Below are 22,805 nucleotides of genomic sequence, written 5' to 3' on the forward strand. Positions count from 1 at the left end.
TCATTTAAGATTTTTCCGGAACCTGCGGTTAATATATTTGTATACAGGGGGAGAGGTGTTGCGCGCGAAAGGCCGGCGCCATATATTTCGACGGTGATTACAACGACCTGGAAACGAAAGATCAGCGCCACATGAGAGATAAAATAAAAAAAAGACAGATCGCGTTTTTATCGCTGATGCTGATCGGTAACTGGTTCATCTGGGGGATTTACTGCCCGTCCTGCCTCGAGACAAACACGGGCGAAGGCCTCCACGGCCGGTTCTGCCTGGAAGCCGCCGAAGAGGACCACTCCGATATCCACCAGGAGTGCTGCCGCCACGACCATGAGGACCATCCGCACCAGGCGATGGACTCGGTGAAATCCCACGATCACCAGAAACTTGTTTTCACCCTGCCCGGCAGGTCATGGACAGGCGAGGACCCTCTCGTCGCGGTCTCGATCGCCGGCAGGACTGCCGATGATTTTCAGTTTGTAGAATCAAGACTCTCCCGGGCGCCGGAAGATACGGCCTGTCTGCGTCTTGATTCGCTCCAGTCTGTCGTCATGCTCGCTTGAATCGCTCCCCGCTTAATTAATATTCCAGATTAAAAAAGTTCAATTGGACCGGTCCGCGGCGTCATCAAGCGCGGGGCCGATCTGTAAAATTTAAATGTTCAGGATGATAATCATGTCAAGAAAACTTCTTTCGGTCTTTCTGGCCCTGTCGATCCTGCCGTTTGCGAGCTGCGGGAAAAGCGCCGGGGCGATCAGGCTGCCCGAGCCGAGGCCGCTGGGCAACGAGTTCGAACTCTATCAGCCCCCTGAAAAGAGTGTTGTTTCGGAAGAAAGTGTTATCGAGGAGCCGGACGGTCCTCTGACCCTGCGCGGCGCGCTGGCCCTTGCTCTGATGCGCAACCCGGGGCTCAAGGCGTATTCATGGAAGGTCCGCGAATCGGAGGCGATGCGGCTCGAGGCATCATTGAGACCGAATCCGGAGCTCGGTATCGAGGTCGAGGATGCCGGAGGCACGGGAGCGAAAAGGGAGTTCGACGGCGCGATATATACGATCCAGCTGAGCAGGCTCATCGAGCTCGGAGGAAAAAGGGGGAAACGGGAGAAACTCGCTTCGCTGGGCAGCGAGGTCGCCGGCTGGGATTACGAGGCGCAAAGGCTCCGCGTTTTTACAGATGTGACCAGGGCTTTCATCGATCTTCTATCGGCGCAGCAGAAGTTTGAATTTACCGGTGAACTGGTACGGCTGTCCGGCGAGCTGTTGAAGACGGTGGAAAAGCGGGTCGATTCGGGAAAGGATTCCCCGCTGGAGAAGACGAGGGCGGAAGTGACTCATTCCAATATCATGATCGAAGATCAGCGCTCGGCGAGAGAGCTTGACCTTTGCCGCAGAAACCTTTCGCTGATGTGGGGAGTGGCCGACCCGGTCTTTTCAAGGGCGGCGGGAGATCTTGAGCATATCGAACCCCTGCCCCCCGGGGCGGAATTTGCCGCGTTTCTAAAAGATAATCCCGAAATCGCGAGGGCCTCGGCAGAGGTCGAGAGGCAGAAAGCCGCCCTGGATCTCGAGAAGAAGGGAGCTTTTCCCGACATCACCGTGAGCGGGGGAATGCAGAGATTCAGCGAGACGGGGGATAATCTTGTCGTTTTCGGGATATCGATTCCGTTCCCGATCTCCAACAGAAACCAGGCGGGAAAAGAGCTTGCCGGGTATCGCCTGGCCGGCGCGAAAGAGATCCGCGCCGCCGAAGAGGCAAGAGTGCGCTCTGATCTGACAAGCGCCTCCAGCGATCTTTCAGGCGCGTACGCCGAAGCTGTTGAACTGAGGGACAACGTGCTTCGAGGAGCCCGGAGCGTGTTCGACGCGTCCCTTACCAGTTACAGGGAAGGAAAGCTCGATTACCTGCACCTTCTCGACGCGCAGAGGACTCTTTTCCAGGTAAGGACCCGTTATATAGAGTCCCTGGCTCAATATCACAAGGCGAAAGCCGATCTCGAGCGGCTGATCGGACGCCCGGTCGAGGATCTGTTTCAATCAAAAAGCGAGGATGAATAATGAGGTTCTGGAAATTCGCCCTTCTGGCGACAGGATTGTTGATGCTGATAATAGTCGGTACGCAGATGATCCCGAGATCCGGGCCGCCTGACAGGCATGACCATCAGCAGGTCGAAGATCCGCATCGGGAAGAGGCGGTGGACGATCACAGCGGGCATGGCCACGAGGCGGCCGAAGAGGGCCATGAGCATACTGCCGCGATCGAACCGCCTGGCGAAGATCCGCGTCTGGAAGAGGCCGGCTCGCACGATCACGGCGCCGAAAGGGTCGTTCACATATCGGACGAAGATATGGCGAGGTTCGGGATCGAGACGCAGATCGTATCGGGCGGAGAAATCGAGATGAGCAGGACTGTTCCCGGCGAGATCGTCATCAACTCGGACAGGATGGCCCATATCGTTCCGCGCATGCCCGGGATAGTGACATCGGTCCGGGCAGGTCTCGGCGACCGGGTCGATAAGGGGCAGGTCCTCGCCACGGTGGGGAGCGGCGCGCTTGCCGACGCGAAGGCGTCGTACCTTGCGTCGATCGAACAGTTGGGCCTGGCCGAGGCTGTATATATCCGCGAACAAAAGCTTCGAGAGGAGAATATCTCTTCGGAGCAGGAATACCTCGACGCGAGGAAGGCCCTGGCCGAGGCGAAGATAGCGACGCGAAGCGCCGGGCAGAAACTCCGCGCCCTCGGATTCGACAGCGAGTATCTCAGCCGGCTTGAGTCTGAACCGGCCGAGATGTTTACCGTTTTCAAGATAACCGCGCCTTTCAGCGGGACTGTCATCAAAAGACATATAACGCTCGGAGAGGCGTTGAGCGCCGAAGAGGATATTTTTATAATCGCCGACCTTGACACTGTCTGGGCCGATCTTCAAATACAGCAGGGCGACGCGGGAGTGATAGATGCCGGCCAGGAGGTGGACATCAGATCGAGATCGGGAGACGATGTCATCAGAGGAGTGATCAGCTACATCGATCCGGTGATAAACGAAAATACCAGGACAGCGCTGGCAAGGGTGATCCTCGACAACCGTTCGGGAAAGCTCAGGCCCGGCACTTTCATCACGGCGGATATTCTGATAGCGAGCCGATTCGCCGGCGTGCTTGTAGCGAAAAACACCGTGCAGAGCGTTGACGACGTGCCTTGCGTCTTCGTCAGGGAAGATGGCCTCTTCGAACTCAGGCCGGTCAGGACCGGGCGATCGAACGACCTGCATATCGAGATCCTCTCCGGCCTTCTCGCCGGGGAAGCGGTCGCGACGAAAAACAACTTCCGGCTCAAGGCGGAGATCGAAAAGGGAGAAGGGGACCCTTCGTGCATTGGTCATGAGCATTAAACCTGATGGAGAAATAACGGAATGATCACAAAATCAATACAGATGGCGCTCAGGCACAAGTGGCTCGTCGTGACGGGGTTTATCGGGGTCTGCCTTGCCGGGGCGATATCCCTGGCAAATATGCCGATCGACGCTTTTCCCGATATAAGCCCGAACCTCGTCCAGGTATTCGCCGAACTTGAGGGTATGGCGCCGGAAGAGGTCGAACAGTTCGTGACAAGGCCGGTCGAAGTGGCGATGAGGGGGATACCGGGGGTGAGGAAGATCCGTTCGATATCCTCTCTCGGGCTCTCCACCGTCAATATCTATTTCGAAGATGATGTCGACATCTACCTCGCGCGGCAGCTCGTCTCGGAAAGGATCAAGGAGGCGCAGGAAGGTATCCCAGGTGGGGTCAATATGCCGCACGGGATCGAGATGGGAGCTGTGGCAAGCGGGATGGGGCATATCCTCGCCTATTATCTCGAAGCGGAAAAGACCGGCCTCACCGAGCAGCGCACCCTGCAGGACTGGGTGATCAAACGCGATCTTCAGACCGTGCCGGGAGTGGCGAAGATCATCAGCCAGGGGGGATACGAAAGGCAGTACCAGATCAGGGTCTCGCCGGATCTTCTACTCGAATACGGCCTCACGATCGACGATATCGTAAGCGCGATCAGGGAAAACAATCTCAATCTCGGCGCCGGGATAATCGAAAAAGGCTCGGAAGAGCTGGTGGTCAGGACGATCGGCATGATCGAGACGGTCGCTGATATAGAGAACACGGTGGTCTGCGCGCGGGATGGATCGCCGATATATATAAAGAACGTAGCCACCGTCGAATTCGGCGAGGCGTTCAGAAGAGGGGTCGGGATCCTCAACGGCGGGAAGGAGATCGTCACGGGAAGCGTCTACAAGCTGCACGGAGCGAATTCGTTCGAAGTGATCGACCGCCTGAAAAAGAGGATCGACGAGATAAACTCCACCCTTCCCGGCGGCGTACGGATGGAGATCTTTTACGATCAGTCGGCCCTTGTCAGCAACAGCATCAATACCGTCAGAAACTCTCTCGCCCTGGGCCTGGTGCTGGTATGCCTCGTCTCCTTTCTTTTTCTTGGGGATTTCCGTAACGCACTTATAGTCCTCTGCTCCCTTCCATTTTCCACGCTCTTCGCCTTCATCCTGATGAAACAGGCGGCTATCCCCGGCGACCTGATCTCATTCGGAGGGATCGCGATCGCGCTGGGGATGATCGTCGACGCGACGATCATCATCGTTGAGAAGATATATTCGACTTTCGGAGATACGGCGAAGGGATCGCCGATAGAGAGCAGCATCCTCGCCGCGGCAGGCGAAGTGGGCCGCCCGATATTTTTCGCGATCGTAATAATCATAACAGTCTTTCTTCCGATCTTCACGCTGGGCGAAGTCGAGGGAAAGATGTTCAGGCCGCTCGCGTTCGCCGTATCGACCACGATGGTCGGGTCGCTGATATACGCCCTTGTAATCGCTCCGGTCTTTTACCAGATGCTGCACGGGAAGAGGCATGGGGTGAAGAAGGGAAGGGAAGTTCCCGCCGCTCTTATCGATCGTTACAGATCGATACTGCTCTATTCGCTCGAGCGCAGGAAGCTCGTCGTGACTGTCATAAGCGTCCTCGTCGCGGCCGGTATAATCGTCTTCAGCCTACTGGGAAGGGAATTCGTGCCGACGCTGCAGGAGGGGTCGGTGCAGGTCCTCGCCTATATGAACCCGAACATCTCCCTTGAGGAGATAGAAGCGGCGACCGGAGAGATATCGCGCGATATCATGAGTTTTCCGGAGGTAAGGAATGTCATAGCCGATATAGGGTATGGAGAAGTCGGGCCGCATATGCACCATACCAACTACGCCTGCATGACGGTGACTCTCAGGCCGAAGAACAAGTGGAAAACGAGCCGGAACCAGGAAGAGCTGGTCGAAAGGATAGACCAGAGGCTCAGCGGATATCCGGGAGTGTCTTTCAGTTTTTCGCAGCCGATCAAGCATGAGGTCGACGGTCTCGTCGGCGGTTCAGGTTCGACGGTGGTAGCGAAACTCTTCGGCCACGACATGTCTCTTCTGAGGGAAAAAGCTGCCGAGATCGTCTCGGCACTTGGCGATGTCGAGGGAGTGGCCGACATGAGGATCGAACAGGTCGACGGCCAGACGCAGCTCCAGATCGAGATGGACAGGGCCCGGATCGCCAGGCATGGCCTGAGCAGCCTGGATGTGCAGCTTGCCGTTCAGAGAGCTCTTGCCGGCGAGGAGGCGGGAAAGGTATTCGAGGGCGAGAAGATCTTCGCGATCACGGTGAGATACGAAGAGGACTACCGCGGGGATATCGGCGATATCGAGGAGCTTCTTCTCCGGACGCCGGCCGGATACAACGTCCCTTTGAAGGAACTCGCCCGGATCGAGGCGGTGACAGGCCTGAGGCAGATATCGAGGGAGGATACGAGGCGTTATATCTCGATCCAGTGCAACGTGCGCGGCCGAGACGCGGGAAGTTTCGTTCGCGACGCGCAGAAGGCCGTGGATGCGGGAGTCAGCATCCCGGCCGGGTACATGCTCGCCTGGGGCGGCCAGTTCGAACTTCAGCAGGCGGCGAACAGAAGGCTCGGCCTTATCATCCCGCTGACCCTGCTTCTTGTCCTGATGATGCTATACGGCCTTTTCAATTCATTCAGCGACGTCCTTCTGATAATGCTCAATATTCCGCTCGCCCTTGTCGGGGGAGTATTCGCCCTTCTTCTGTTCAGGGAGAATGTAAGCATTCCTTCGTCGATAGGATTCATAGCCCTGTTCGGGATCGCGCTCACTGACGGGCTCGTTCTCGTCTCGCGTTTCGACCACCTGAGGAAAAAGGGGATGGAGCTGAGAGAGGCGGTGATCACCGGGTGCATGTCAAAACTGCGGCCGGTCCTTATGACGACTATAACGACGGCGCTCGGCCTTATGCCTCTTGTGATCGCGTCAGGCACCGGTTCGGAGATACAGAGGCCGCTTGCCGTCGTCGTCATCGGAGGACTCGTCTCTTCGACGATCCTCACGCTGATCGTCCTGCCGACTCTTTATGAGTGGGTCACGCGGAGAAGAGGTGCGGGCGCGAAAGACAGGAGAAATAACAGATCTGGGATGGCAGGATAATTGAAGGCGTCATGGGGTGTTATCCTTATTCGGCTAAGGCCGCACGTGCGTATATTAGCTTAACTTCCCTGTAATTAATCGTTTACCGCCCCGCTGCCCGTACTGTGCCATTGACAAAAACCTCCATTTATGGTAAGATTCTGCTTTATCAGGCTTTTTGGATAAATCATCCTGGCTGTATTTCCGGGGGGGAAGTGCGGTCAGAGCAAGACATCCTCTTCATTTTGAAGCGGGCAACTTTGGCATCGGAGGGTACGCACCATGAAAGCTGTGTCAAAACTCCTGTTTTTTGTTCTCTGTCTCTCCCTGATCCTTCCACTTTCATCAGAGGCAGCCACTGTCATAATGAATGACAACGGGTTTCTCTATGTCGTCGGAGATTTTCCATATATGGAACCTGGCGACCTTCTTGGTGGAGTGGGCTTTATAAGCTCCACAGTGCCGGAGATCAATGTCGATCTGCTGTCCAGCGAGATGACATGGAGCATCAGTTCGATGGTCGTGACGGAACAGTTCGTCGTCGGATCAAGGATTTATACCAATTTTACCGGCGGCGCGGTAAAGATCGCCGTCGACCCATCGATGAACGGGTCATACGAGCTCGATCCCGATATCAGCGCAATACCCACTACCTTCGAGGATGGAGAGATCTTCCTGTCCGGGACGATAACTTCCGCTTATATGTCGTATGATCTCACCTATCAGAACGGAGCCCTGGTCACCCTTGTAAATTTCACCAACGGTACGGGGTTGGCCGAACTTGAAGAACCGAATGGAAATATTGTCGAGTTCACTTTCGGCCCGGACGATCCCAATATCCCCGACGGTTTCTCTCTCCAGGCGATCGGCCAGATAAGCGCGCCCGCTCTCTGCACGGTGGGGGGTAACGTAAGTTTCATATACAATCCGGCTACCTGCCAGAAGTGCCTTGGTATAACAAGGCTTGCCCTTGAATACAGTGGCAGTGGAGATCTTTCTTCCGTCGTGTTGACCGGCGGCGTGCAGTATGAAGTGTTCGGCAATCTGCTGGTGCTTACTCCCTGCGAGTTCGACGAATATCTCCCCGGAAACACGAAGATAAGCATCGGGTGCGAGGATACCGATATCCACACATCTTGTTCGAGGCCTATCCAGGTCGGTAATGTCATCGATGATTTTACGGTGACGGACGTTCAAAAGGTGATCATCCCCTGCGAGGACGCGAACTGCGATGGTATAGTCAAACTCGTCCTTGAATATATAGGCACAGGTGATCCTTCAACGGTAACCGTGTCCGATGGCGCTGTCGCCACTGTCGAGGGAAATATCATCACGATAACGGCGACCGAAGCGCAGCTGCACGGGAACACGACGATCGCGGTCGGATGCGATGCGGTCACGATTCACACGTCATGCTCGCAGCCTCTTGAAGAGGGTTTTGTCTTCGAAGATTTTGTGGTCCTCGATGTCGAAGAATTTTTCTGCCCGGGCGGTGACGATTATTCGGCTACGAGCGGGCCGGTCGTTGGCGTCACGGTTGATATCGTTGACGGCGAAGGAAACACCCATTCGACTCTGACAGATGAGTCGGGCAACTATCACTTCTTCGACGTCGCGACCGATTCGATAGCTGTCAGCGTCATAGTGCCTCTCGGGTACTATCCGGAATCGCCGACTGAAGTCGATATCGTCTGCCAGCCAGGCGATCACGCCGTCGTCGATTTTCTGTTCGAACGCCTCGCGACCCAGGACTGCCCCCGGAGCACCGGATTCTGGAAACACCAGATCACATGCGCTCTGCAGGGCAAGCAGAAGGGCGTCCAGGTCCCGGCCGATTTGCTCCTTGAATATTTCGTGACGATCCATTCAAGATTCGACCAGTACTTCGAGATATTCATTCCTGTCGTGACCCTTGAGGATTTCAGCAGCATCTTCTCGCTGAAAAAACCGACGATGTACGAGAAAGCGCGCAAGGAATTCGCCGGCCTGCTTCTCAACGTCGTCTCGGGAAGGCTGAGTTCATGGCAGTTCATCAGCACGGATCAGGCAACGGTAAGCCAGGCGATAACTTTCATTTCGCAGCTCCTCGTCGATGATAATCCGTCGAATGACGAGCTGGCGAAGGATATCGCAGAGATGCTCAACCATGACGAGATCGTAGCGGCGGGCCTGATCCCTCTCGATATCGACTACATAGCCTATCGCAGAGGGAACGATACGCCGGGCGCCGTCACGAACGTCTCGAATTTCCCCAACCCGTTCAACCCGATGACTACTATCAGCTACGAGATCGAGAACCAGGCTCCAGTGACGATAGCGGTATATAACGTCGCCGGACAGAGGATCAAGACGCTCGTTTCGAACATCGTCCAGAGCGGATTCAACACGGTCCAGTGGGACGGCAGAGACAGCAATGGCGATCATCTCTCGTCGGGGATCTATTTTTACAGCATCAAGGCGGGGAATGAAACAGTAACGAGAAGAATGGTACTTCTCAGATAACCTGAAAGATCAACAAGCCGGGCCTGGATGCCAGGCAAGCGCCAGGCCCGGCGCAGCAAAAGTTTTTAAGGGGAGAACGCAAGGAGGACTTGATGGGTAAAATGCTTATGTTTCTGTGCGTGGGCCTGTTGCTCGTTCCGAACGTCACGCTGGCCCAGGAACAGATCGAGGCTTATGGAGCCGACTATTTTACGGCGCCGGAACAGGTCGGGACGGTCGTGACCTTCGTATCGATGCTCGAACCGCCTGTCGGTTTCGATTATCCGTTCACCGTCGATTTCGCGAACAATGAATACACGATGTATTGCCAGACTTCGATCACGAATATCGCGTCATCGATGTTCGCTATCGATATCTCGTACGCCGATGCCGAATTCATCATCTACGAAGACCCGTCCGGAGACGGCGATTACGGAACCAATCCACCCAACGCGGTATCTCCATCCTCGTTTCAGAACGGTACGGTTATACTTGTCGGGACGATCTCGAATTTCCTGAGGACCGACGATCCGTTCGGATTTCTGCCACCGGTGCTGGTGGCTGACTGCGTCTTCACCGGAGGGACAAAGCTCGCGGAGCTGCCCGCCCCCGACTCCTGGACGATGCATGGGGGATTGTCATCGAGTCCGCCACCGGTCGGATACAGGCATACTTCGACGATGAAGATATTTTTTACCGGCGTCGTTGGATCGGATAACACCTCGTGGGGAGAAATAAAGGATCTTTCCGGAGAGAAATAACAGGGGTTGATGGAGGAAATGACGGTTCGGAGATTCCTTGCGTCGATCTTCCTGCTTCTTTCGGCAGTGGTATGCTCCGGCAGTGACTGTCTTTCCGGCCGTCCCTTTATCAATGCCCCGGCGGCGGAGCCGTTTTCATATATCATCCACATCAGTATCGACGGCCTGCGGCCGGACGCTGTGACTTCGCTCGGACCTCTCGGCGCTCCGAACCTCTTTCGCTTGCGGGTCGAGGGCGCGCTGACCGATAACGCGCGGACAGATTATGACGTCACCGTGACCCTTCCAAATCATATCTGCATGCTGACAGGCAGGGCGGTCCTTGGGCCTGAGGGGCATGGAGTGGATTTCAACTATGACGATGGCAGTACGGTGGCCGAAACGCACGGCACATATGTCGCCAGCGTCTTCGATGTGGTAAGCGATCATGGCCTGAAAGCCGCCCTCTACGCCAGCAAGGACAAATTCGCCCTGATCGACAGAAGCTGGAACGGGGTAAATGGAGCAGAAGATACCGTCGGTGCCGATGACGGCCGCGACAAGATAGACAGGTATATCTACCAGCTCGATATCTCCGCTCTGACCGATTCGGTACTTTCATCTCTTGAGACGGGGGGCCATCGGTACAACTTCATTCATTACGGAGATCCCGATGCCGCCGGTCATTCGTCCGGCTGGAAAAGCATCGAGTATCTCGATGCCGTCCAGGCTGTCGACTCGCAGATCGGCAGGATCTTTGACCTGCTCGATGCCGATCCCCTTTTCCAGGGAAATACCGCTGTCATAATCACATCCGATCATGGGGGGCTTGGGTACGATCACAGCGACCCGGCGATCAGCGACGATTATACCGTACCGGTCTATGTATGGGGCCCGGGGATCCCCGCCGGCGTCGATCTGTACACGCTGAATATCTCCAGCCGTGAGGATCCGGGGTCGGCAAGGCCCGATTACGAGGCTGTTCCGCAGCCGCTGAGGAATTCAGGCACAGGCAACCTCGCGCTTCATCTTCTCGGCCTTCCACCAGTCCCCGGTTCCTCGGTCAACGCGGAACAGGACCTCGCCACCAGTCCGGCCGGAGAAGACCTTCCCGCCGTCATGATCACGAGCCCGGTTAACGGGGCTGTATATTCGCCTCTCGATACAGCCGTCTTCGAGGTGGACGCTTCGGCGGTCTCCGGGGGAATCGCGAAAGTCGAATTTTTCGCGAACTGGGAGAAGCTCGGAGAGGATCTTTCATTCCCCTATCGATTCGAGTGGAATGGAGTCCCTCTCGGCGAGTACCGGATAACAGCCAGGGCGGTGAAGGAGAATGGTATCGCCTCCAGCAATGGAATCAGGATCGAGGTCTTCGATCCGTATACCGGTGACGACAGCGATCCTCTCCCGAAAGCGCCGGTCGCCGTTTATCCCAATCCTTTCAGATCTTTGGCAAGGATAGAATACACGATTGAGAGTCCCGCCGTTGTGAGTCTCTCCGTTTACGACCTGGCCGGGCGCCGGGTAAGGTATCACTCGCTGGGCCCGCGCGGGAAGGGAAGGCACAGCGCCTTTTTCAATGCTTCAACGCTTGGGCCAGGTGTGTATTTTTTCCGGCTGAAGATCGGCGCGGGAGTCGAAACCGGCAAATTGATGATCATCAGATAGCCTCATGCAGGCCGGGAAAGGGCCTAAAGCCACTGCTGACCGGCACTTGCCATTTGATATGGACAAAATATCATTTTTAGAATAAATTAGGATGAAAAGGAGGCAATGATGAAAAAATGGAGATGTACGATCTGCGATTATATTTATGATCCCGAGATCGGCGATCCTGATGCCGGCATTGATCCAGGCACATCATTCGAGGATATTCCGGATAGCTGGGTATGTCCGGAATGCGGTGTAGGCAAAGATATGTTCGAGAAAGTCTGATCGAGGTTGAATAGCACAATTCAGGTCAAGGAGGATATAAATGGGAATCACTTTCAACGCGGATGAAGTATTCGAGATGGGAATGGATATCGAGAAGAACGGCGAAGCCTATTACAAAAAGGCCGCCGAACTGGCCAAGGACCCGAAGGTGAAAAAGGTCTTTGAATACCTTGCTAAAGAGGAAAAATCCCATTGGGAGATATTCAAGAAACTTCGCGACACGCTGGGCGGCGACTCAGCCACTCCTACGGTCATGGACCCGGAAGGAGTAAACAACCTTTATCTTGAAGCGCTCGTCAAATCGCGTCTTTTCTCCAACGAGAAAGAGGCCGAACAGGTCGCCGAAAAAGCTGCTGACGCTATCGACGCGCTCAATGCGGCGTTGATCTTTGAAAAGGATACGATCCTGTTCTTCTCCACTATGAAATCAATGACGAGGGCTGACCTTGGCTCCGAAAAGATCAACCTTCTCATCGCCGAGGAACAGAAACATATAATCAGGATATCCGAGGAGATCAAAAAGCTCTCGTAAGATCGAGAGATCGATCTTACGCGCGGGTCCACGGCCAGAGAGGCCCGGGTGGCCCGCGGCCAATTCTTGCCGGCAGTATCATGGAAAGTCGCCGCCGGATGACCGGCGGCGACGATCTTTTTAAGACCAGATGAAGAATAAGCAGAAATCCGGTCTCAGCAAGGTGGTGACGATATCACTGGCGCATCTTGCCCATGATATCCCGACAGCTTTTCTCGCCCCGATCCTCCCGGTTCTGATAGAAAAATTCTCTATGAGCGTCTTCATGGCGGGTCTCCTTGATATATTCAGGCGGCTGCCATCGCTCGCCAACCCCTTTCTCGGGCTTCTTGCCGACAGGATCCGCATAAGATACCTGATCATAGTGACTCCCGGCCTTACGGCGGTCCTTATGAGCCTTATCGGGATAGCACCGGGATACGTATTTCTTGCCGTGCTGATGCTGCTGTCGGGAGTCAGTTCCTCGATCTTTCACGTGACGGCCCCGGTGATGATGAAGAATGTCTCGGCGGGAAAGATAGGGCGGGGGATGAGTTATTACATGCTCGGCGGCGAACTGGCCAGGACACTTGGGCCACTTGTGATACTCGGCGCTGTCTCGCTATGGGGGATGGAGGGGACGTACAGGCTCGTCCCATTCGGCCTGCTCGCTTCGTTGATCCTTTACTTCATGCTGAAAGATGTCTCGATCGAGAAAGGCCCGAAGGAAAAAGGAGACGGAGGAGCGCGGAAGGTGCTCGCCGGTCTTGTGCCTTTCTTTATTTCGGTCACGGGGATATTCCTCTGCCGGGCTGCGATGAAAGCGGCGCTGACTATCTACCTGCCTACCTACCTGACTTCACGGGGAGCTTCGCTCTGGGTCGCGGGGATATCCCTTTCGATACTCCAGTTTTCCGGCGCCGGAGGGACGTTTCTTGCCGGCATCATATCTGACAGGATCGGCAGGAAAAAGACGCTCCTTATCATATCGGCGGTCAATCCGTTCCTCATGTGGATGTTCATGACGCTTGACGACAGGTTCGCGATCCCCATCCTGGTCCTGACCGGGCTTTTTCTTTTTGCCAGCGGACCGGTGCTGCTGGCTCTGGTCCATGACATCGATTCGAAAAGGATGTCGTTTATAAACGGGATATACATGATGCTGAATTTCCTTCTAAGTTCGCTGATGATCCTCGTCGTCGGAATCGCCGCCGACAGAATCGGCCTTGAACTAACATTCAGGATATCGGCGTTTGTCGCGGCGGGATCGGTTCCCTTCGTGATCTGGCTGAGACCCCACAGGGCAAGCTGAAGGGAAGAGGATCTTTTCCGGCTCTCTCAACAGCTGCCGGTGTTATAATAGAAAAAGGTTGTCCGGTATTTTCTGGTTTATTTTCAGGAGGATTGTTTTGAGACTGTTTATCCCGTTCTTTTGCGTCTTTCTTCTGACTGCTGGATGTTCCAGGCATCAAGAGGGGCCGGGTGAGCTTGTCTTCATCGAAGGCGGAAGTTTCATCATGGGGAACAGGTTCGAGATGGCCGACCAGGATGAAAAATTCCTCCACGAGGTGAGGCTCGGACCGTACTATTTCGGCCGGTGCGAGGTCAGCGTGGGGCAGTTCGCCGAGTTTGTCGAAGAGACGGGATATGTGACGACCGCTGAGAGGCTTCGCAACGCCTCTGTCTTTATCGGAAAGGCGATCCGAAGACCGGGGAACGCGAGCTGGAAGAGGCCATACTTCAAGCAGCATGACATGCATCCCGTCGTATGCGTCAGCTGGTGGGACGCCATAGCATATTGCAACTGGAGAAGCGCCAGGGAAGGGCTCGCGCCGTGCTACGTTACAGGGCCTGATTCGACCGTTACGTGGGACAGGGAAGCTGACGGGTACAGGCTTCCTACCGAAGCTGAATGGGAATATGCCGCGAGGAGCAGGGGCAGGGATATCAAATATTCATGGGGCGACAGCATGCCGGTGATCGACGGCCGGCCGGCAGGCAATACGCGCGATGAAGCGGCGCACAGGCAGTGGGGGGTCGGAAGCTACTGGGAAGGATATGATGATGGTTACGCCTGGACGGCACCGGTCGACACATTCGCGCCCAATTTCTCCGGCATACACGGGATCAGCGGAAATGTCTACGAATGGTGCTGGGACTGGTATTCGGAAGAGTGGTACGAAAAAAGCCCGGTCGAAGATCCCATCGGTCCGACTGAAGGGACGATGCATGCCTGCAGGGACGCTGGTTTCGGATGCCCCATCTACCAGGAGGTCGTATCGTCGAGGGGCAAGGGATATCCTTATCTCGCTTTCAGCTGGGGTGGATTCAGGATAGCGAGGTCTTACCATGGAAAGACCGGGTCCTGACGACGGCAGGTCATTTCTTCGCCGTGAATGTCGTCTCTCCGTCCTTCCAGCCGGCCAGAAGAACAGTTCCCGGTTCCATGGCGCTTTCCAGCAACATCTTCGAAAGCGGATCGAGGATCATCTTCTGGATGAGCCTTTTAAGAGGCCGCGCTCCGAACTGCGGGTCATACCCTTTACGGGAAAGCTCTTCGATAAGTTCCGGTGATATATCCACCTCGATCCCGTTTTCTTTCAGCCTGCCGTTGACCCGTTCGATCTGCAGCCTGACGATATCTGCGATATCCTCGACAGAGAGAAAATCAAAGACGATTATCTCGTCAATCCTGTTGAGGAACTCGGGCCGGAAGAACTCTTTCAGCGCTGCGGTCATCTTTTCCCTGATCTCTTCCCTTCCCACAGATTCGCTTTCGGCGAGGTACCTGCTTCCGAGGTTCGAGGTCATTATGACGATCGTGTTTCTGAAATCGACAGTGTGCCCCTGCGAATCGGTAAGCCGTCCCTCGTCGAGAAGCTGCAACAGGACGTTGAATACGTCGGGATGGGCTTTCTCTATTTCGTCGAAGAGGATCACCGAATAGGGATTTCTGCGCACCGCTTCGGTCAGGTATCCGCCCTCGTCATATCCGACATATCCGGGAGGGGCTCCGAGAAGCCTCGAGACGGAGTGTTTTTCCATGAATTCAGACATGTCGATCCTGACGATCGCTTTTTCATCATCGAAGAGCTGCTGGGCGAGCGCCTTTGCCAGTTCGGTCTTGCCGACGCCGGTCGGACCGAGAAATATGAACGATCCAAGCGGCTGGTTCGGGTCGTGAAGCCCCGCCCTCGAGCGCCTGACGGCGTTGCTGACCGCTTCAATAGCCTTTTCCTGTCCGATCACTCTCAGGGAGAGTCTTTTTTCAAGATTGATTATCTTTTCTTTTTCCTCTTCGACCATCCTTGTGACGGGGATGCCGGTCCATTTGCTCACGATCGAGGCTATATCGTTCTCGGTCACTTCCTCGCGAATCAGCTGACTGCCTGATTCTTCAAGATTTTTGAACCTCTCTCCCGCCTTCTGCAGTTCTTTTTCGAGTCCCACGATCACGCCGTATCGTAGTTCGGCGACTTTTTCCAGGTCGCCGGCGCGCTCCGCAAGCTGCTCTTCCGTTCTCGCCCTGTCGAGCTTTTCCTGGACCTTGCGGGTCGCGTTGACGATCGATTTCTCATCTTCCCATCTCAGCTTTATCGCTGATCCCTTCTCCTTCAGGTCGGAGAGACGTTTGTTGATATCATCGAGTCTTTCTTTGACCGCGCTCTTTTTCTTTTCCTTTTCCAGCGCCTTCTTCTCGATCTCCAGCTGAGTGGCCTTCTCCTGGATCTCGGCAAGTTCGAGCGGGACGCTGTCCATCTCCATCCTCAGCCCCGATGCCGCTTCGTCGATAAGGTCGATAGCCTTGTCTGGCAGGAACCTCGATGTGATATACCTGTTCGAAAGGGTGGCAGCCGCTATGAGGGCCGAATCTATTATCCTCACTCCATGATGTACTTCGTACTTTTCCTTCAGCCCTCTCAGGATCGCTATAGTCTCGTCGACGCTCGGCTCGCTGATAAGGACATTCTGGAAGCGCCGTTCGAGAGCGGCGTCTTTCTCGATATATTTGCGGTATTCATCAAGAGTCGTGGCGCCGACGCAGCGCAATTCCCCTCGAGCGAGAGCCGGTTTTATCATGTTGGAGGCATCGACCGCTCCCTCGGCGGCGCCGGCGCCCACGAGGGTGTGCAGTTCATCAATGAAAAGTATGATGTTGCCGTCCGATTCTATAACTTCCTTCAGCACAGCCTTGAAACGTTCCTCGAACTCGCCCCTGAACTTCGCGCCCGCTATCAGCGAGCCCATGTCGAGAGCGAGCAGTCTTTTGCCCTTGATATTCTCAGGCACTTCGCCGCCGGCTATCCTCGAGGCGAGCCCTTCCACAATCGCCGTCTTTCCCACGCCGGGTTCACCTATAAGAACGGGATTGTTCTTTGTCCGCCTGGACAGGACCTGGCTGACCCTTCTTATTTCTTCGTCTCTTCCGATCACCGGGTCGAGTTTTCCCTGCCGGGCAAGGCGTACCAGGTCGGTGGTGAAGCGCTCAAGAGCGCGGTAGGTGTTCTCGGCGTTCTGATCCTTCACGCTCTGAGTCCCCCTGACCGATTCAAGCGCCTTCATGAGGCTATCGCGGTCGACTCCGGCAGAAGAGAGGATCCTCCCGGTCGTTCTTTTATCTGAGGTCATCGCGAGAAGAAGATGTTCGCTGCTGACATAGTCATCCTTCATCCTGTCCGCTTCAGTCATCGCGTCGCTGAAAAGTTCCTGGAGTTCGATCGACGGGCGCGGATCCGTGATCCCCTTCTCGACCTTCGGGCACGATGAGAGGGCGCTTGAGAGGGATGCCTGGAGCAGGGAGATATCGGCGCCGGTCTTCTTCAGGATCGGAATGACGATTCCGCCCTCCTGAGCCAGAAGGGCATCGAGAAGATGTACCGGTTCGACTTCGGTATTTCTTCTGTCGATAGCTGATTCGCCGGCCGCGACGAGTGCTTCCTGCGCTTTGACTGTAAATCTGTCCTGAATAGACATGGCAACTCCTTTTTAAAGGCTGAATCGCAGCATCTGTGCCAGTTTATTAAAAGTTACTTTAACACTCATAATATAAACGGTTTAAACAGTGTTTCAATAGCATTTCTTCTCGTTTCTGGCATCTGCGTGTGACATGTTGGCAGGCTATCCCTCTGTGATGAATGTCATCGTGGCAGTTGGCGTACAGTCTGGCAGATATATCTGTCTGTCCTGATCGTGCTCTGGGATGAATAACAGGCCGGTTTATCTCATTGACCCTCGTCTCCGAGGATCTCCGATATCTTTGTTGAAAGCTGCGTCATCAGGAAAGGCTTCTGGATAAATCCGTCTATCCCGCTGTGTAGTATATCGCCCGCTCTTGAATCGAGTATGTACCCGCTCGAAAGAAGGGCCTTCAGTCCAGGGTCGATCGATTTCAGCTCGGAGAATACCTTTGCTCCGTCTATGATAGGCATCACCATATCAAGTATGACAAGGTCGATCTCCTTGAAGTTCTCCCTGTAAAACTCGATCGCTTTGAGGCCGTTTCTGAAGGGGAATATTTCAAAGCCAAGATGATCGAGCATATCTGTCGCTACTTTCAGGACAAGTTCGTCATCGTCGATGACGACTATCTTCCCTTTTTTTTCGGTCTTTTTCGGTCTTCCGATGGAGAATGAATCGGCGTGGCTTTTACCGCTGAGCGGAAGGTATACCTTTACCGATGTGCCGATATCTTCCTCGCTGTATATCTCTATCGAGCCATTGTGATCCCTGATGATCCCGTAGACTACGGCGAGTCCCATTCCCGAGGCTCCCGTTTTTTCCTTCGTGGTGAAAAAGGGGTCGAATACTCTTCCGATGATCCCCGCAGGTATCCCCGCCCCGGAATCTTCGAACGAAACCCGCAGATACCGCCCCGGAGAGAGATCGGAATGAAAAGAGCAGTAGATCTCATCGAGATCGATCGTCTCGGTAATGATGGAAAGCTCTCCGCCTTCGGGGATAGAATCTTTCGCGTTCTGAAGTATATTGAAAAATGCCTGTTCGAGCTGATCGGGGTCGCCGGTGATGTGAAAAGGTCTCGCGTCAAGCCTCGTGTTTATCCTTATCTTTCTGTCTTTTCTGCCGATCGCTTTCGTGACTACGCGCCCCAGGATCATGTGTATATCGACCGACTCTACCTGGCGCATGTTTTTTCTCGAGTATGAGAGGAGCTGGTCGGAGATAGTCGCCGATCTGCTTATCGATTTCCTGATCAGTTCAGCGCAGTCATATACTTCACTGTCGCCGGCGTGGTTTGACATCAGCAATTCAGTATATCCCAGAATCGTGGAAAGAAGGTTGTTGATATCATGAGCGAACGATCCCGCCAGCGCGCTGATCGCTTCGATCTTTTCCCTTTTTCTTATCTTTTGTTCGAGCATTATCCTGTCAGTGATATCAAGCGCGATCGCGTATATGATCTTTTCGCCCCCTGGCGCGCCGGCAAGGATCGCGCTTATTACGATATGCCCCGCATGGTCCGCGCCCTCGTGGACGATCTCTATATCGAAAGGCGATAATTCCCCCTTCTCGAGGACCTGCTTGAATTTTTCCTTGAAGAGCGACAGGTTGTCCCTGATGGAAGGAATCTGGAAAAGCTTTTTCCCCGAATATTCCTCGTTTTCGGTCCTGAGGAACTTTTTTGCCACCTTGTTCATCCTGATCACGGTCGCGTCAGTCTTTATGATAGCCATAGCTGCGGGGGAAGAATCGAAAAGAAGGGAGTTTTGTTCTCTGGTCTCTTGAAGAAGCCTGGCCAGTTCCTCCACCTTGACGGATTCTGCTGACGCTCTTTCCGATTCAATGGAAAGGGCCTTCCGCGCGCTTCGCAATCTTCTATAGAGGATCGCCGCGAGGACCGCCACAGGAGGAAGAAGGACAGATAGAGCCAATGCCGCTATTTTCCACGCCAAAGCAGTCTGCCCGGGCTCCATCTTGATATCACCCCCCCGTTAAGATGTCAGTTCAGACAACGGCCGGATCCTTGATTTTTCCGATATGCTGTTATTTTCTTTTCCGGCGTCCGGCGCTCCCTATCTCCCTGATCTTCTTTTCCGATCTTCTCATATATCTTATCAATTCGTCATATCCCGTCATGCTGACCCTGTTGGACCTGAGCCCGCGAAGATCGAAAAATTCGATATAGGCGAGTGGCGAACTTCTGTCGTACCGGTTTTCCCTTCCCCTGAGATTGCTGAGGCCGAACCTGATCTCTTCGCCGCCGACCCCGTAATGGGGATCGAGTTTTCCAGCGGTGATGCTGAACCCCTTCTCAATCAGCCCCGACATCGGAATGAATCTGCCGACCATCCCGTCGGGAAGGATGATCTTTTCGCGGACGACGACCAGGGCATATTCACGCGGGGCGAAAATATAATCTTTTCCCGATCTTATCAGGTCGTGTTTTCCGGTCTCGTCGGATCCTTCTTTCCAGAAGATTATCTCCCTGGCTGTCAGGGGGTACTGGGTCAGTTGAAGGAGATTTTCATCGAACGGTTCGATGGTGAGGATATTCTCTTTGACCAGATCCCTGATCATAAGATTCGTAAGGAGGTTTCCGTACACTTTATTCTCCTATCCAGCCGCCTCCTAGCGCAGGGTTTCGCCGATCCTGGCAAGGCGATGGATTCCAAGTCTGGTCATTCTTGATTCAAGCGTCGAAGGTTTCATTCCCAGTATGGCCGCCGCTCCGCTTCTGCCCCTGATCCTCCAGTTCGTCCGGTCGAGCGCGTCGAGGATGTGTCTTCTCTGCGCTTCATCAAGTGTTATGATCTTTTTGGTGTCTATTTCCGCTTCCTTCGGTATCCTGATCCTCAGGACAGGACCGCGGTTCCTGATTATGGCCCGTTCGATAACATTGCGCAGCTCCCTGACGTTGCCGGGCCACTGGTAGCCCTGCATTTCTTCCATCGAATGCCTCGGGATGCTTTCTATCGATTTTCCCATGCGGTCGCTGAATTCACTTATAAAGTGCCATACCAGAAGGGGAATATCCCCTTTTCTTTCACGCAGAGGCGGGAGTACAAGGGGGAAGACATTCAGCCTGAAGAAGAGGTCGGCCCTGAATCTCCCTTCCTTGACCGCCTCGCCCAGGTCCCTGTTTGTCGCCGCTATGACCCTTATATCGAGCTTGACAGCCTCAGTCCCGCCGACTCTCGTAAGCTCAGACTCCTGCAGTATCCTCAGCAGCTTGGCCTGCGAACTCAACGTCAACTCGCCGATCTCGTCGAGGAAGATCGTCGACCGGTCTGCCGATTCGAAATATCCGGTCTTCTTCGAGAGAGCGCCGGTAAAAGAGCCTTTCTCATGGCCGAAGAGCTCGCTTTCGATAAGATTCGACGGGAGGGCGGCGCAGTTGACTGCTATAAATGGACGGTCTTTTCTCATGCTCATCTTGTGGATCGCCCGCGCGACGAGCTCTTTTCCAGTGCCGGTCTCGCCCATAAGAAGCACCGTCGAGTCTGTCGCGGCGACCTGGGAGGCCTGCGACATGATTTTGATGATCCCCGGGCTTTCGCCGATGACGTTGCCGTGGCCGAGGATCCTTACCTCGCGCCTGAGGATGACATTTTCCGCTTCGACATTTTCCTTAAGGTGTTTGATCTCAGAAAAGGCGTTCTTAAGCTGTTCCTCGGACAGTTTGCGAACCGTTATATCCCTGGCGAAAACGAAGAGTATCTCTTTTCCGTCTATCATCGTGTGCTGCATGCTCAATTCCACAGGGTATTTTTTACCATTCCTTGTCGTATGGAGAGATTCAACAAGGATGTTTTTTCTCTCCCGCAGATCCTCCCAGATCTCTTCGCGGCTGCCTTCGCTGAAGAATGGGTCGATCGCGGATATCTTCATCGTCATCAGTTTTTCTCTAGGATAGCCGAGGGTCCTGCAGGCGTGCTCATTGACGTATCCGAAACCCAGGTCGGGATTGATCCAGAATATCTCGTCTGTCGCCTGGTCGATCGCCGTCTGTATAAATCTCATCCTTGTCTCGGCCTTCTTTTTCTGGGATATATCCCTGCAGAACTTGAATATATATTTTTCTCCCCTGAACTCGACTGTATTTATCCTTACCTCGACCGGGTACAGCTCGCCCGATTTTTTTCTGTGTATTGTCTCGATACAGACTCCTTCATTTTTTTCAGCCTGCTGGAACAGGCCAGTCACTTCTTCTCTGTTGATACCGGGGTTGATATCGGTGATCGACATCTTCAGGAGCTCGTCTCTTGAATACCCCAGAAACCTGCATGCCTGGTCGTTGGCGAATCCAAGGGTCATGTCCGGCCTTATCCAGTAGATCTCGTCGCCGGCAAGGTCCACGGCGGTCAGCGTCAGACGGATCATCTCTTCAGCCTCTATGCGGGCGGTGATATCCTTTATATTTCCCGTGATGACTATTCCGTCAGACTCGGTCCTCGTCTGGAAGGAACGAAGGTGGAACCAGTGCCATTTGCCATTGGCATCGTTGATCCTGAATATCTCGTTGACCGGGTTATCCTCGTCGCTTTCTTTGAGAGCCGACTCTACCGATATTCTGTCTTCGGGATGTATCAGCTCTATAAAGAGGAAGGGGTCCTCAAGCAATTCTACCAGGGGATATCCCAGGATAAGTTCGATCTGCCTTGAATATGAGAGAGCGCCACGCGTGCTGGACCATTCCAAAAATATATCGTGCGCGTTTTCGACCAGCATCTCGCACTGTTTCCTGCTTTCGCGCGCGGCCTGATCGGCTCCCCTCGACCGGTCGATCAGCTTCTGGAGTTCTGCCGCCTGATCGTCGAGCGCCATGGCCTTCTCGGATAACCTGTCCTCAAGACCGGCGAATGATTCCTGCAATCTTTTCCGGGAAAGATACAGCGCCGTTATCAGGACAAGAGATGTGAGCAGTGTTGCCACAAGCATTACAAGGTAGAAGAAATTGGCGGAGGCGGTCTTTTCTATCGGATGATCAGTATCCCCGGGGGCAGCCTGCGTGGCGGCGCGGCAGCCGGTTTCATTGCCGGAGACTGCATTTTCCGCTACAGCGAAAAGAATGATGAACAGAAAAATCATCAGGAGGAGAAAGACCTGATTCGAAAGTTTTCGCATTCCCGGCTGCCCTTGAGAAGTAGACGTCTTTCGGATGGTATTTAGGAATACATTTTACTATTATATATTATCAGTATACAATAGTATAATACCTTCAGCTATGATTATGAGTATTATTATCTGCGGAGTTCTTCTTATGTCACCGGGCTGCTCCGGCGAGGCAATCCTGGAGTTTTTCCTGCCGGAACTGTACTCTCAGCGGTTCTGACCCCAGGTAGAGCAATCTCCTGCACGCACAGACGAGAGTCCATTTTCCGCGGTAGATCTCGACATTATTTCCGCAGGCGGGGCAGTCGATCCAGACAGATTTTCCCATCGTATCCTCCTCGAGGGCAAGATCGGAATAGACGAGTGAATTATGAGCCGGGGTATTCTCCCTGTCCAGAAAGACAAGCCGTTCGGGGGAAGATCCGTTGGAAAGGAGGTGTCCGCAGCCGCAGACCAGGGTCCATTTGCCCTGATAATCCCTGTAGGTTCTTCCGCAGGCGGGACATCTTTTCAGTTCGGGGTCAACCATCACTCTTCCATTGCCAAATAAAGTACAGACTG

16 protein-coding genes are annotated in these 22,805 nt (G+C 54.2%); 11 read left to right on the top strand and 5 right to left on the bottom strand.

Going from position 1 to position 22,805, the window contains the following annotated elements; all coding sequences use genetic code 11:
• The first annotated feature begins 131 nt into the window (after positions 1-131).
• From JW814_06930 to JW814_06980, 11 genes are all read left to right on the top strand, one after another.
• Positions 132-557: a hypothetical protein gene (locus JW814_06930; protein ID MBN2071176.1), complete on the top strand. Its 426-nt coding sequence runs from the start codon at positions 132-134 to the stop codon at positions 555-557.
• Positions 558-669: 112 nt separating this feature from the next.
• Positions 670-2,049, top strand: a complete 1,380-nt coding sequence (locus tag JW814_06935; GenBank protein MBN2071177.1) for a TolC family protein — start codon at positions 670-672, stop codon at positions 2,047-2,049.
• A complete protein-coding gene (locus tag JW814_06940) occupies positions 2,049-3,380 on the top strand; it encodes an efflux RND transporter periplasmic adaptor subunit (protein MBN2071178.1) in 1,332 nt (443 codons plus the stop codon). Before JW814_06935 ends, JW814_06940 begins: the two co-directional genes overlap by 1 nt.
• 21 nt (positions 3,381-3,401) lie before the next feature.
• Positions 3,402-6,527, top strand: a complete 3,126-nt coding sequence (locus JW814_06945) for an efflux RND transporter permease subunit (GenBank protein ID MBN2071179.1) — start codon at positions 3,402-3,404, stop codon at positions 6,525-6,527.
• 261 nt (positions 6,528-6,788) lie between these two features.
• On the top strand, positions 6,789-9,008 hold the full coding sequence (locus JW814_06950) for a T9SS type A sorting domain-containing protein (GenBank protein MBN2071180.1): 2,220 nt from the start codon (positions 6,789-6,791) through the stop codon (positions 9,006-9,008).
• Positions 9,009-9,100: 92 nt separating this feature from the next.
• Complete coding sequence (locus JW814_06955) at positions 9,101-9,748, top strand: hypothetical protein (GenBank protein MBN2071181.1); 648 nt, start codon at positions 9,101-9,103, stop codon at positions 9,746-9,748.
• Positions 9,749-9,766: 18 nt separating this feature from the next.
• A complete protein-coding gene (locus JW814_06960; protein ID MBN2071182.1) occupies positions 9,767-11,395 on the top strand; it encodes an alkaline phosphatase family protein in 1,629 nt (542 codons plus the stop codon).
• A 108-nt stretch (positions 11,396-11,503) separates the two neighbouring features.
• A complete protein-coding gene (locus JW814_06965; protein ID MBN2071183.1) occupies positions 11,504-11,662 on the top strand; it encodes a rubredoxin in 159 nt (52 codons plus the stop codon).
• A 40-nt stretch (positions 11,663-11,702) separates the two neighbouring features.
• Complete coding sequence (locus JW814_06970) at positions 11,703-12,194, top strand: ferritin family protein (protein ID MBN2071184.1); 492 nt, start codon at positions 11,703-11,705, stop codon at positions 12,192-12,194.
• 130 nt (positions 12,195-12,324) lie between these two features.
• Positions 12,325-13,485 (top strand): MFS transporter, encoded by a 1,161-nt coding sequence (locus JW814_06975; protein MBN2071185.1) that lies wholly within the window; start codon positions 12,325-12,327, stop codon positions 13,483-13,485.
• Positions 13,486-13,582: 97 nt separating this feature from the next.
• Positions 13,583-14,542, top strand: a complete 960-nt coding sequence (locus tag JW814_06980; GenBank protein ID MBN2071186.1) for an SUMF1/EgtB/PvdO family nonheme iron enzyme — start codon at positions 13,583-13,585, stop codon at positions 14,540-14,542.
• 10 nt (positions 14,543-14,552) lie between these two features.
• Here the strand turns inward: JW814_06980 and clpB are convergent, their stop codons facing one another.
• The 5 genes from clpB to JW814_07005 form a co-directional block, all read right to left on the bottom strand.
• Complete coding sequence (gene clpB / locus JW814_06985) at positions 14,553-17,147, bottom strand: ATP-dependent chaperone ClpB (GenBank protein ID MBN2071187.1); 2,595 nt, start codon at positions 17,145-17,147, stop codon at positions 14,553-14,555.
• A gap of 248 nt (positions 17,148-17,395) precedes the next feature.
• The gene (locus JW814_06990) at positions 17,396-19,105 is read right to left on the bottom strand and encodes a response regulator (GenBank protein MBN2071188.1); all 1,710 of its coding nucleotides are present in this window, start codon (positions 19,103-19,105) and stop codon (positions 17,396-17,398) included.
• A gap of 70 nt (positions 19,106-19,175) precedes the next feature.
• The gene (locus JW814_06995; GenBank protein MBN2071189.1) at positions 19,176-19,736 is read right to left on the bottom strand and encodes a hypothetical protein; all 561 of its coding nucleotides are present in this window, start codon (positions 19,734-19,736) and stop codon (positions 19,176-19,178) included.
• 24 nt (positions 19,737-19,760) lie between these two features.
• A complete protein-coding gene (locus JW814_07000; GenBank protein MBN2071190.1) occupies positions 19,761-22,256 on the bottom strand; it encodes a sigma 54-interacting transcriptional regulator in 2,496 nt (831 codons plus the stop codon).
• A gap of 139 nt (positions 22,257-22,395) precedes the next feature.
• Complete coding sequence (locus JW814_07005) at positions 22,396-22,773, bottom strand: hypothetical protein (protein MBN2071191.1); 378 nt, start codon at positions 22,771-22,773, stop codon at positions 22,396-22,398.
• Positions 22,774-22,805: the final 32 nt, after the last annotated feature.

It is taken from the genome of Candidatus Krumholzibacteriota bacterium, assembly GCA_016932415.1.
Lineage (GTDB): Bacteria > Krumholzibacteriota > Krumholzibacteriia > Krumholzibacteriales > Krumholzibacteriaceae > Krumholzibacterium.

What these genes read in the sequence shown, in the direction of transcription:
- JW814_06930 (MBN2071176.1), top strand. Translation starts at nt 132, where the DNA reads ATGAGAGATAAAATAAAAAAAAGACAGATCGCGTTTTTATCGCTGATG.
- JW814_06935 (MBN2071177.1), top strand. Translation starts at nt 670, where the DNA reads ATGTCAAGAAAACTTCTTTCGGTCTTTCTGGCCCTGTCGATCCTGCCG.
- JW814_06940 (MBN2071178.1), top strand. Translation starts at nt 2,049, where the DNA reads ATGAGGTTCTGGAAATTCGCCCTTCTGGCGACAGGATTGTTGATGCTG.
- JW814_06945 (MBN2071179.1), top strand. Translation starts at nt 3,402, where the DNA reads ATGATCACAAAATCAATACAGATGGCGCTCAGGCACAAGTGGCTCGTC.
- JW814_06950 (MBN2071180.1), top strand. Translation starts at nt 6,789, where the DNA reads ATGAAAGCTGTGTCAAAACTCCTGTTTTTTGTTCTCTGTCTCTCCCTG.
- JW814_06955 (MBN2071181.1), top strand. Translation starts at nt 9,101, where the DNA reads ATGGGTAAAATGCTTATGTTTCTGTGCGTGGGCCTGTTGCTCGTTCCG.
- JW814_06960 (MBN2071182.1), top strand. Translation starts at nt 9,767, where the DNA reads ATGACGGTTCGGAGATTCCTTGCGTCGATCTTCCTGCTTCTTTCGGCA.
- JW814_06965 (MBN2071183.1), top strand. Translation starts at nt 11,504, where the DNA reads ATGAAAAAATGGAGATGTACGATCTGCGATTATATTTATGATCCCGAG.
- JW814_06970 (MBN2071184.1), top strand. Translation starts at nt 11,703, where the DNA reads ATGGGAATCACTTTCAACGCGGATGAAGTATTCGAGATGGGAATGGAT.
- JW814_06975 (MBN2071185.1), top strand. Translation starts at nt 12,325, where the DNA reads ATGAAGAATAAGCAGAAATCCGGTCTCAGCAAGGTGGTGACGATATCA.
- clpB (MBN2071187.1), bottom strand. Translation starts at nt 17,147, where the DNA reads ATGTCTATTCAGGACAGATTTACAGTCAAAGCGCAGGAAGCACTCGTC.
- JW814_06990 (MBN2071188.1), bottom strand. Translation starts at nt 19,105, where the DNA reads ATGGAGCCCGGGCAGACTGCTTTGGCGTGGAAAATAGCGGCATTGGCT.
- JW814_07000 (MBN2071190.1), bottom strand. Translation starts at nt 22,256, where the DNA reads ATGCGAAAACTTTCGAATCAGGTCTTTCTCCTCCTGATGATTTTTCTG.
- JW814_07005 (MBN2071191.1), bottom strand. Translation starts at nt 22,773, where the DNA reads ATGGTTGACCCCGAACTGAAAAGATGTCCCGCCTGCGGAAGAACCTAC.